Origin of the sequence: Clostridium sp. AM34-9AC (assembly GCF_003480225.1) — a bacterium.
GTDB lineage: Bacteria > Bacillota > Clostridia > Lachnospirales > Lachnospiraceae > Acetatifactor > Acetatifactor acetigignens.
On sequence record NZ_QUIU01000009.1, the window covers coordinates 105,299 to 117,203 of the forward strand.

Consider the following 11,905-nt stretch of genomic DNA (forward strand, 5'->3'; position numbering starts at 1 on the left):
GGGGATCCTTGTCTGCACCTGGATGAGTCGCAGCATCCGGGCACAGCCCTGTATATACCAAATTGAGGGATTAGATAAAAGCTAAGTTAGGGGCAAGCCACTCCCGTGCAGGCACATCGTGTCTTAGGGATTATAACCCTGGCATTATTACTCCACGTCTTGCAGAGCTGCGAAGTCTTCTTCGCCGGTACGAACCTTTACTACTTTGTCAACGTTGTATACGAAGATCTTGCCATCGCCGATATGTCCGGTGTACAGAGCCTTCTTGGCAGCATCGATGACTGCGCTTACGGGAATCTTGCTGACAATAACTTCTACCTTCACCTTAGGCAGCAGGGTCGCATCCATTTCAACACCACGATACATCTCGCCGGCACCCTTCTGTACGCCACAGCCCATGACCTGTGTCATGGTCATACCGGTTACACCCAGATCGTTCAGAGCCTTCTTCAGTACCTCGAACCGGGCAAGCTTTGCAATAACCACTACTTTGTAGATTCCGGTTGCAGGAATTGCTGCCGGAGCTGTCTCTACCTTTACTGCCGCTTCCTTCATGGCTGCGGAAGCTGTGTCATAATCACTTACGCCAAGGCTGGTATTTTCATTTACCTCCATGGTCATAGTGTTGGAAATATCCATAATGCTGAAGCCTGCATATGCGGAAGGAAGACCATGCTCACAGGAGTCCAGACCAACAATCTCTTCTTCCTCAGATACACGTAAGCCTACGGTAGCCTTGATGATCAGGAAAGCAATAGTAATCGTTACTGCAGTCCATGCCGCCACACTTACAAAACCTAACAGTTGCAAACCAAGCTGCCTGAAGCCACCGCCATAGAACAGGCCTACCACACTGTCATTGCCGGGTGCGGAAGTGGTTGCAAATAAACCGGTTGCGATAGTACCCCAGATACCATTCATGCAATGTACTGCAACAGCACCTACAGGGTCGTCAATATGAAGCTTATAATCCAGAAGCCATACACCAAATACTACCAGAAGTCCTGCTACTGCACCGATCACGATAGCGCCGAAGCAGTCAGTCACATCACAAGGAGCGGTAATCGCTACCAGACCTGCCAGAGATGCATTCAGACACATGGATACATCAGGTTTGCCATATTTGATCCAGGTAAATACCATACATACTACAGTTGCGATTGCGGGAGCTACGGTAGTGGTAAGGAACACGGAGCCTAACTGCTCTACGGAAGTACAAGCAGCACCATTGAATCCATACCAGCCAAGCCACAGGATAAATACACCAAGGCATCCAATCGGAAGGTTATGTCCGGGGAATGCATTTACTTTTACAATCTTACCACTCTTGTCCTTTTCAAACTTACCAATACGGGGACCTAAAAGCTTTGCTCCGATCAAAGCAGAGATACCGCCTACCATGTGAATTGCGCAGGAACCTGCGAAATCATGGAAGCCAAGCTGTGAAAGCCAGCCGCCGCCCCAGATCCAGTGAGCTTCAATGGGATATATCAAAGCGGAGATCACACCGGAATAAATACAATAGGATAAGAACTTGGTTCTCTCTGCCATAGCGCCGGATACGATGGTAGCTGTGGTAGCACAGAACACCAGATTAAATACAAAATTTGAATAATCAAAATTCTCATAGGCAGTAAAGATGTCCAGTCCCGGCTTGCCGATCAGACCTACTACATCTTCACCAAGTAACAATCCAAAGCCAATCAAAATAAATACTACAGTACCGATACAGAAATCCATCAGATTCTTCATCAGAATATTACCGGCATTTTTGGCTCTGGTAAATCCGGTCTCCACCATTGCGAATCCTGCCTGCATCCAGAATACCAGGGCCGCACCGATCAGAAACCAGACTGCAAATAATTGACCATCTACTGCGCTTAAGATTTCTTCTGTCATAACATTTTCCTCCTCACTCTTCGTGAAATATCTTCCACCATACTTCACCGGTGTAAAAAAATATGCGATACTATGGTCTCATCCTTCGAAGCCCCATTGCATCGCATCCTTAGGGTATAGCAGTCAAACTGTTTTCCACCATACCCTTACGCTATTTTTGTCCGGCCACGCGCGTTGTGATACTTCCGGACAATACCTGGGATATACATCCCGGTATGATTAGCGGTCGTCAAGTGACCATTCGTGCCAGCACGATGTTCACTTTCCTCGTCGCCATAACAAAAAGGGCGCTACAGTTTTATTCTGTAGCGCCTTTGCTATGTTGAGAGTATAGCACCGTGGTTTTAGAGTGTCAACATGTTTTTTATATTTTCTTTATATTTTTACAGTTCCATAAGAAGTCGCTCATAGCAAGTTCCTTCCCAGGTGACCTGATCCAGTTGGGAAAATCCCAGTCTTTCTGCAAGATGCAGGGATATTTCGTTCTCCGGCATCACCAGCATCTGCACCTGTTCAAATCCCAATTCCTCTTTCCCGTATTCCAGCAATGCCTTACACACCTCCGTAGCATATCCCTGCCGCTGCCACGGGACACCGATGACGAAGCCCAGCTCCGGATCCTCGCAACCCTCGCGGTTGGAGAATCCGGCTCTGCCGATCACCTGTCCGGTCATCCGGTCACAGATCGTCCAGACGCCGTAATTATAAAAATAATACATATTTTCCGTATAATCCTTCAGATAGGCCTCTTCTTTCGCCCGCTCCGGATAGAGTCCTTCTGTGTACTTCGTCACAGAAGGATCCGCATAAATCTCATAAAGGGCATCCAGATCCTCCGCACCGGTCTCCCGGATGAGACACCTCTCCGTGGTCAGAATCTCCCAGGGAATGCCCACGTATCTGCGATAGACCTTCTCCAGATAATCAAAATCCAGTTCACTGATATTTTCGCAGGCATAACGGACACCGCTAAAATCCTGATCCCTGTTGTCCTCATGGAGCCAGACAAGCACCGGGCAGCCCTGTTCCAAGAGTTCCTGTGCACGTTTTCCGTTATCTACGATCCAGAGTTTTCCCTGCCCGCTTTCATACCCGGACATCATGCTATCCCGGACGCTTTTCTCTTCGAAGCACTCTTTTCCCGACCCGTTTCTTTGTTGGGAAAATTCTCTTTCCTGTCTCTGTCTGCGAATCGCATCCAGCAGGGCGTGCATCTGCGCACCATATTTTTTACTGTAGCTTTTTCGTTCCTCGTCCGATGCACCTTCCGGATATATTTCTATTGACACCTGCTTCAAAAAATCCATCTGCAGCAATTCTCCTCTTTACGTTTCCCCGGGAATCCATTACAATAATATTTATATTTTATGATGCCAGGGTCAAAAGGTCTAAGCCCACATGAGCTTGCTCATAGGTGGGTGAAAGACCTTAGGACCCGCTCCAATATGAGCATAAAAGTGGGATGATAATCCCACGATATGCGAATATTGGGTATAATTGTGAGAGTGCGTAGCACGAAGCAATTCGTAGGCATCAAAGTCGGGGGCTTTTGACCCTGATATCATTTTATTCTATTTCTGTCAAGAAAGAAAGGAAATTATTATGGCAAAGAATCCTATTGTTACTATTACTATGAAGGATGGCGGTGTGATCAAATGCGAGCTTTATCCTGAAATTGCCCCCGAATCCGTCAACAATTTTATCAGTCTGATCAACAAGCATTTTTACGATGGTCTGATCTTCCACCGTGTCATCCGCGGTTTCATGATCCAGGGCGGATGTCCCGATGGCACCGGCATGGGTGGTCCCGGCTACAGCATCAAGGGTGAATTCGCTGCTAACGGCGTGACCAATGATCTGAAACATACCGAAGGCGTTCTGTCTATGGCAAGAGCTATGCATCCTGATTCCGCAGGCAGCCAGTTCTTCATCATGCACAAAACCAGTCCTCACCTGGATGGCTCTTATGCCGCTTTCGGTAAGGTCATTGAGGGCATGGATGTGGTAAATAAGATTGCAGATACCCCTACTGATTACAGTGATCGTCCTCTGGAGGATCAGGTAATGGAAAGCGTTACCGTAGATACTTTCGGCGAGGCCTATCCCGAGCCCAACAAGCTGGACAGATAAGATTTCAAAAAATAACCTCCGAAAATCAGATGCACTCTGACCTTCGGAGGCCTTTTTTATTTACACACAGGCAGATCAATATTCCACATTTTCGCAATTCTCGATGAATACAGGATCTTCAACTTCGCCTTTCATATCCTCTGCGATCTCATAAGAGAAATCCCGGAACAGAACATTTTCCGCATTGCGGGCATACAGCACTCTGAGAGAATCCTCCAGGATCACATTTCCCTCGTTGGGACGCAGATCATGGTAGTTCTTCGGCCAGTCCGTCTTCTTCTCCAGTTGGACATGAATACCGTCAAATGTGATATCCCGGATATTTTTCGAATCGTCACCATAGATCAGGATGCCATTCTCTCCGACACAGTTGATATTCTGGAAACGGACATTCCGGATATATCCCACATTCGTCTCCGTATTTCTCTTCACCGCAGTGATGGTAATGGGTTCTGCCTCGCCCCACCAATGTACCTTGGAGAACAGGCGGGTATCGATATTCAGATTGGAGAATGTCACATTTTCTATACAGCCTTTATCACGTAACTGCAGGGAAATTGCACGGTTGGTGCGCTGGATACTACAGTTGGTCACGGAAATGTTCCGGAAAGGTGCTTCACTCTCCGTGCCGAACTTGATAGCAGCACTGGTGGAGATCATGGTACAGTTATCCACTACAATATTTTCGCAGGGACCATATTCCATGGCAGCCGCCGTATTCTTAAATACAATACAGTCATCTGCGCATTCAATATGACAGTTGGAGATTCTCACATTGCTGCAGTGATCCGGATCAATGCCATCGCAGTTAGCCAGACGCAGATTATTGATAATACGGATTCCCTCAATCAATACTTCCTTACATCCCACCAGATGAGTGGTCCAGAATGCACTGCCGGTCAGGGTTACCTGCTGGATGGTCAGATGCCTTACATTTTCCAGGAACAGCAACGGTACTCTGGGATAAAAATATCCGTCAATATGCCATTTGGTCACCTTTCCATAGAATATCTCCTCGTTGCCGTCAATCTTGCCAAATCCGGTGATAGCCACATTCTCGGCATCCTTGCTGTATACAAAATTCAGCGTCGGTTTTCCATTGTAATCACAGGCATTGTAGGTCGGAGTGTCTACCTTGCTGATCTGTGGGGTTCCCACTTTCAACATATCGAAATCTTCCAGATGGTCGCTGGCTTTCAGGACAGCCCCCATCTCCAGATGAAATTCCACATTTGATTTCAGAAAAATGGTTCCGCTCCGGAAGACATGTCCTCCCTGTAACAGGACCTTACCGCCGCCAGCCTGGCTGCAGGCATCAATCGCCTTCTGGATGGCTGCAGCGTCATTCGTCACGCCATCACCTTTTGCACCGTATTCCAATACATCGTATATCATCTCTCTGCTCCTCTCTTAGCCCTTCAGGCCGGAAGTGGAAATTCCTTCTACCAGATATCTCTGCAGGCAGAAGAAGATCAATACTGCAGGCAGAATAGACAAGGTCGCCATAGCGAACATAGCACCGTAGTCGGAAGAAGAACTGGGGTCACAGAACATTTTCAGTGCCAGACTGACAGGATATTTCTCTGTCTTGTTGACATACAATAATGCTCCAAGGAAATCATCCCATCTCCACATAAAGGAGAAGATACATCCGGTGATCATGGTAGGAACCATCAGCGGGAAGATGATCTTGGTGAAAATGGTATAATAGGAGCAGCCGTCAATCTTTGCTGCCTCATCCAGCTCTCTGGGAATGCCTTCAATAAAGTTTGTCATCATATAAACGAAGAAACCCTGAATAGCAAAGCAATAAGGCACGATCAGCGGCAGATTGGTTCCAACCCAGTTCAGCTTCTGATACCAGAGATACTGAGGGATCATCAGTACCTGTGCCGGCAGCATCATAGATGCCAGCATTGCTGCGAAGAGAAGCTTTCTGCCGGGGAATTTGCATCTGGCAAATCCATAGGCTACCACAGAGGAAGAAAGTACGGTTCCAATGGTGGCGGTAATGGAGATAAACAGAGAGTTTTTGAAGAAGGTTCCAAAACCTACCTTTGCAAAACCCTTCCAGCCGTTTACATAGTTCTGTAATGTGAATTTTTCCGGGATCAGGCTGGTGGCTGTGGTAAAGATGGTGTTCGTATCCTTAAAGGAACTCATTACCATCCATACCAGCGGATAGATCATTACCAGTCCGAAGGCACATACTAAAATGTGATATATAATATTGCTGATTGTCTTTTTTCTTTTCATAATAACACCCACTTACGCGTTGCGGCGTACCTTTCCGATTCTATAAACCGCCATCGTATACCCACAGTTTTTTGGTTGCAAACAGGATCCATGTAATAAATGCGATCAATGCCAGCATGATCCATGCCAGTGCTGCGCCGTAACCGGTACTTCCGAAGAGGAAGGACTGCTGGTACATATATACCGTGTAGAACAGAGTAGAGTTCATGGGTTTACCCTGTGTGATGATCAGGCACTGTGTAAATGCCAGAAAACCGTTGATCATCTGCATTACCAGGTTAAAATGGATTGTGGGAGTCAGAAGCTTCAGTGTGATCTTCCAGAACTGCTGCCATCCGTTGGCACCATCCACTCTTGCCGCTTCATAAAGGCTGACAGGAATCTGTTTCAATGCAGACAGGAAGATCAGCATGGAAGAACCGAACTGCCATACTGCCAGAATGATCAGAGTCCAGATTGCGGTTCTGGTATCTCCCAGCCAGGCTACCGGCTCTTTCATTCCGAACACCATCAAAAGTTTATTTACAAGTCCGTCTACCGCAAACAGTCTCTTCCAGAGGATTGCTACTGCTACAGATCCGCCGATGATGGAAGGCAGATAATACAGTGCACGGTAAACGCCTGTCATTTTCGTACTCTTAAATAAAAGCAGCGCAACGATCAATGCGAAGATCAGTCGTAACGGAACCGAAATGATGGCAAATTTGAAAGTTACCACCAACGACTGATAAAACGTTGCATCAGAAAACATTCTCTTAAAATTCGCCCAGCCGGTAAATGTAGGGGGCTGTAAAATGTTGTAATCGCAGAAGGAATAGTACAGCGATATACACATGGGAATAATCATAAACGCCAGAAATCCAACGATAAATGGCATAGTACATACGATACCTGCAGCCTTTTCCGTATTCAGCTTCTGACGGATAGTCATATGCTTTGTTGTCTTCATAACGTTACCTCCGTTGCTGCAGCATTCATAGAAGCAGCCTTTTTTCAGAATGGGTACTGTGGGATCTTCCACAGTACCCATTTGGTCTTTCTAAAAATGTTGTAATACTTATACTGTGCTACTGCTTATGTAAGCCCTGGCAGCTTATCTGGACATGATCTGGTTGCCCATCTTGAACAGATCTTCTGCTGCCTCCTGTGCGGTCATCTGACCATAGAGGATCTTATCAACCAACTGGTTGTAGTAATCATATACTTCATTTGCTCCATCAGGGATCGCAGGGCTGATAGCGGAGCAGTTGGGAGTTACTACGTCATTTACATACTTGGTAACCACCTGTGCAGTCTCATCCTGCAGAGGAGCGATGGCGGATGCTACTACGGAAGAAGCAGGCACACCTCTCTCACCAAGAAGGATTTTGTTAGCATCTTCAGAGTTCAACAGATAGTTTACAACCTTAACAGCTTCTGCCTCATTCTCGCCGGCATCTCTGGATACTGCAAAGAACTGGCTGGGCTTTAAGAAGTTAGACTTCTGAGGGTTCTCGGAAGGCCATGTGGTGATGCCGATCTCCATGCCTTCGGGAGCGGCCGCTACCATAGCAGACAGCTGGTTGGACCAGAAGAATCCGCACCAGGACTGGGTTGCTTCGGAGGAGAAGTATACCAGAGGACTCTGCTCTACAGAGTTGGAAGTCAGTTCAGCGTGAACATCTGCGCCGATGATCCATCCGTCCTTGACACCATCTTCATAAATCTGGAAGCCCGGTACCAGACTTGCTGCATCTGTTACATTGAGGGAATCCTCATTGAACAGCTTCACCACATCATGAGAACGCATTGCATAGGGCAGATAGTTGTCACCTGCACTGTAAGGAAGATCAGTCTTAACACCGGACTTCTCATAAACCTCACGTGCCACTGCCTCGAACTCATCAATTGTCATGTTATCTTTTACAGTGATTCCCAGGCTGTCCAGCAAGGTCTTGTTGTAGAACAGGGAAGGTGCATTCATTCCTGCACAGACTGCATATAACTTACCGTCAATGGAACCCGCATCCAGAATACCCTGAGATACATTAGATACATCCAGCGTACCATCTTCTACATAAGGTGTCAGGTCTACCAGCAGATCTGCTGCTACATACTGTGCCAGATAGGAATAATCCATCTGTAAGCACTCAGGAAGGGAATTACCTGCTGCCAGTGTGGACAGCTTGGTCCAGTAATCATTCCACTCTGCAGGCTGGGTATCAAAGGTAACACCGGGGTTCTGCTCAGAATACAGATCCAGGGCTGCCTGTGTACGTTCATTTCTGGTCTGGTTGCCCCACCAGGTGAATGTCATGGATACATTTCCGGCCGCTGCACTTCCGCTGTTGTCAGCAGTCGTGGTTGCGGTATTACCGCTGTCGGTGGAAGCGGTAGCTGCGGGTTCATTGGAAGAACCACATGCAGTCAGTCCGACGATCATGGCGGATGCCATTAACAGGGATAAAACTCTCTTTTTCATTAATATAACCCTCCTTTTGGTATCGAAAGGTAAATCCGCTATGGATTTACTTCTTTTTGATGTTCTAATTATAACAGTTCTTATTTTTTCCAGGAATATACTTTTCCGTCTATTTGCACCAAAAAACCGATATCATTGTTGAAAACATGTGCATGTTGTGTATATAATCAATAAAGAACTGATGGAGGCTTGTATATCATGTCATTTTTTAATAAGAATATCTCGAGAAAAATAGCAAATCAGAAGTTAGAAACCAAGTTACTGCTCTCTACCATAGGGATTGACCTTCTCTTTCTGTTCTTTTTCCTGGTAGCTGCCTTTTCCATTATTACATCGCGTTATCATAAGCTGCTGTATCAGTCCATGCAGTCTTCCTCGTCGTTAGTCTCCTATGAATTTACTAACCGGCTGGAGGATCTGGTGACCATGACCAATATCGTCCGTTCAGATTCTACCGTCCAATCAACACTGGATGAAATCTACCAGCCCCAGGAAGACTATGCTGTACATTATTACTCTGATATTTATTCTGCTTTACAGAAACACTACCTGGAATACCGCCAGCCCTACCTGAAAATGGCGGCAATTTCCTGCCCCAGATTCATCACTTATACCAATGAAAATATTGCCTGTCGGCCGGATGCGGATCTGACTAAAGAACTGATAGCTCTGGCAGAGGCCGGGGAAGGCTCCCCGGTATGGGTAACTTCCCATGCGGAAGACCACGGTATATTTCTTGTCCGGGAGATCAAAAAGATCAAGAACTTACGACTGGATAATCTCGGAACATTGATCATCAATGTAAATCTGGGAGATCTGGTAACGGAAATGTCCAAGATCAGCAATGAATATAAAGGTTCCTACTGGATCATCTATGAGAAAGACCAGCTGCTGTTCTCTTCTCCGGAATTGGATACAGAGGAAGTACAGAAAATCAATGATAAAATCAAAAGTTATGCTGTTGTCACCCTGAATGGCAGAAAATATTTTGCCATCCGCGGCACCATGGACATCAATGAATGGAATTATCTGCATCTGATCTCTTATGACGAAGTGGCAAAATCCCAGCAGATGACTGCATTTCTATATGTATTGATCCTGTTCTGCGGTTTCCTGTGCTCCATTTTGATCGTCCACCTGATCGTACGTAAGATCACCAGACATTTTGATCTGCTGCTCTACCGTATGCAGCGGTTCGGTGAAGACTCCACCGTACTGGCAGAGATTCCTTATGATTATAATGATCGTACCGATGAGATTGGTATTCTGCACAGGCAATTTACACATATGGCAGAGCGGATCCAGACACTGGTTGTTGAAAATTACCGTCAACAGCTGCTGGCTAAAGATGCGCAGTTAAAAAGTCTGGAATCCCAGATGAATCCGCATTTTCTGTATAACACGCTGGATGCCATCAACTGGCGGGCCAAGGCCATCGGAGAGCCGGAAATATCACAGATTGCAGACTCCCTGGGTCATTTCCTGCGGATGACGCTGAACAAAAAAGAACGCTTTACGTTGAAGCAGGAACTTGATATTATACATTATTATATGACTATACAGCAGCTTCGTTTTGACAACCGTCTGAATTTTACGGAAAGCATTCCGGATGCTTGTCTGGATGCACAGGTTCCCAAGCTTTCCATTCAGCCGTTGTTGGAAAATGCCGTACACTATGCACTGGAGCAGATCACGGATGAATGTATCATCAATCTCACCTGTGTGTATTCCCAGGGGCTGATACAGATTTATGTGAAAAACAGCGGATCTGAATTCCCCGATGATTTATTGGAGAATCTCCGGACACATAAGATTCAGGAACAGGGTCTGGGCATTGCGTTGTTAAATATTGAAGAACGCATCCAGCTGATGTTCGGCCAGCAATACGGGCTGCACTTCTATAACGAAAATGATTTTGCTGTAGTAAAAATGGAGATACCTTATGTTAAAGATGATTATCGTGGATGATGAGAAGATCATACGTGAAACGATCCATTCCCTGATCGACTGGAATTCTCTGGGAATTGATGTGGCTGCTGTCTGCAAAGACGGTATTGAAGCCTTTGACTGTATTCTGGATGAATACCCGGATATTGTCATGACAGATATCAAGATGCCCGGTTTATCCGGGCTGGATCTGATTGAAAAGGTCCGTGCTGCCCAGTTGAACACAGAGTTTATCATCCTCTCAGGATATGGTGAATTTGAATTTGCACGGACCGCCATGCGCTATGGTGTGAAACACTATCTGTTAAAGCCTTCCAATGAAACAGAGATCACGCAGGTCATCGTATCCTGTGTGGAAACCTGTAAAAGCAAGACTGCTTCCCGGGTAGATTCCCTGCTGACACAGCTGTTCCTCACGGAAATGCCACCGGAAAAACTTTTGCAGAGAAGATTTTTCACAGAATTATCCGGGGAACAGGATGTGGATCTGGCCAAGACCCAGATGATCCGTCTGGTAATGGAGGCCTCCAAGAAGGAATATTACCCGCTCAGCAAACTGCAGACCACAGACAGTCTCATGGCAGTCAACGTCTGTGTCACCATGAATGACCTGATTCCATCTGCGGAGCAGATCATGACCTCGATCTTCTCTGTGGAACCGCAGCACAAATACACAGACTGTGTGGAAAAGGTCATAAAGTACATCGGAGAGCATCTGAGTGACAGCAACCTTTCACTGAAATGGATCTCGGAAAATTATCTTTTTATGAATCCGGATTATGTCAGCAAAATGTTCGTCAAACAGACTGGCAGCAAATTTTCCGCTTATGTAACAGAGCTCCGCATTCAGGAGGCGAAAAAACTTTTACTGGAACACTCAGAAGAATCTCCCTATGCGGTAGCGGAAATGGTCGGTTTCGGCAATAATCCCCAGTATTTCAGCCAGATCTTCAAGAAATATACGAGGCTGTCACCGAAGGATTATGTGAAGTCAATGCTGGAACCGTAAGACCGCAGCTATTGCAGCTATTCAGAACCCCATTCGCAAAATAGGCCGTTGTTCATATTTTGTTTACAAATCCTTCAAGGAATCTTCAATTCCATAACACGTTTTGGACATTTCTGTTTCATATACTATAACCATAGAAACAAACAAAACAAAAACTTAAGCACACAACAGTTTCTTGTTTAAAAACTTTTTCATAATAAATG

9 protein-coding genes are annotated in these 11,905 nt (G+C 45.9%); 3 read left to right on the top strand and 6 right to left on the bottom strand.

Going from position 1 to position 11,905, the window contains the following annotated elements:
- Positions 1-147: 147 nt before the first annotated feature.
- Together DW835_RS07290 and DW835_RS07295 are read right to left on the bottom strand one after the other, a co-directional pair.
- Positions 148-1,899 carry an ammonium transporter gene (locus DW835_RS07290; protein ID WP_118730917.1) on the bottom strand — a complete coding sequence of 584 codons (1,752 nt, stop codon included), beginning with the start codon at positions 1,897-1,899 and terminating at the stop codon, positions 148-150.
- A gap of 383 nt (positions 1,900-2,282) precedes the next feature.
- A complete protein-coding gene (locus tag DW835_RS07295; protein ID WP_118503190.1) occupies positions 2,283-3,206 on the bottom strand; it encodes a GNAT family N-acetyltransferase in 924 nt (307 codons plus the stop codon).
- A 295-nt stretch (positions 3,207-3,501) separates the two neighbouring features.
- Here DW835_RS07295 and DW835_RS07300 point away from each other — a divergent pair, with 295 nt between their 5' ends.
- Positions 3,502-4,029, top strand: coding sequence for a peptidylprolyl isomerase (locus DW835_RS07300; RefSeq protein WP_117568806.1), 528 nt, complete (start codon positions 3,502-3,504; stop codon positions 4,027-4,029).
- A 75-nt stretch (positions 4,030-4,104) separates the two neighbouring features.
- On the opposite strand, the gene DW835_RS07305 is transcribed toward DW835_RS07300, so the two are convergent.
- The 4 genes from DW835_RS07305 to DW835_RS07320 form a co-directional block, all read right to left on the bottom strand.
- A complete protein-coding gene (locus tag DW835_RS07305) occupies positions 4,105-5,424 on the bottom strand; it encodes a glycosyl hydrolase family 28 protein (RefSeq protein ID WP_118730918.1) in 1,320 nt (439 codons plus the stop codon).
- A gap of 15 nt (positions 5,425-5,439) precedes the next feature.
- Positions 5,440-6,285, bottom strand: coding sequence for a carbohydrate ABC transporter permease (locus DW835_RS07310; protein WP_118539901.1), 846 nt, complete (start codon positions 6,283-6,285; stop codon positions 5,440-5,442).
- A 40-nt stretch (positions 6,286-6,325) separates the two neighbouring features.
- Positions 6,326-7,234 (bottom strand): sugar ABC transporter permease, encoded by a 909-nt coding sequence (locus DW835_RS07315; RefSeq protein WP_022313101.1) that lies wholly within the window; start codon positions 7,232-7,234, stop codon positions 6,326-6,328.
- 144 nt (positions 7,235-7,378) lie between these two features.
- Complete coding sequence (locus tag DW835_RS07320; protein WP_117465128.1) at positions 7,379-8,746, bottom strand: extracellular solute-binding protein; 1,368 nt, start codon at positions 8,744-8,746, stop codon at positions 7,379-7,381.
- A 198-nt stretch (positions 8,747-8,944) separates the two neighbouring features.
- Here DW835_RS07320 and DW835_RS07325 point away from each other — a divergent pair, with 198 nt between their 5' ends.
- Together DW835_RS07325 and DW835_RS07330 are read left to right on the top strand one after the other, a co-directional pair.
- Positions 8,945-10,714, top strand: a complete 1,770-nt coding sequence (locus DW835_RS07325) for a histidine kinase (protein ID WP_118539902.1) — start codon at positions 8,945-8,947, stop codon at positions 10,712-10,714.
- Positions 10,689-11,702 (top strand): response regulator, encoded by a 1,014-nt coding sequence (locus tag DW835_RS07330; protein WP_022313105.1) that lies wholly within the window; start codon positions 10,689-10,691, stop codon positions 11,700-11,702. Before DW835_RS07325 ends, DW835_RS07330 begins: the two co-directional genes overlap by 26 nt.
- Positions 11,703-11,905 lie beyond the last annotated feature (203 nt).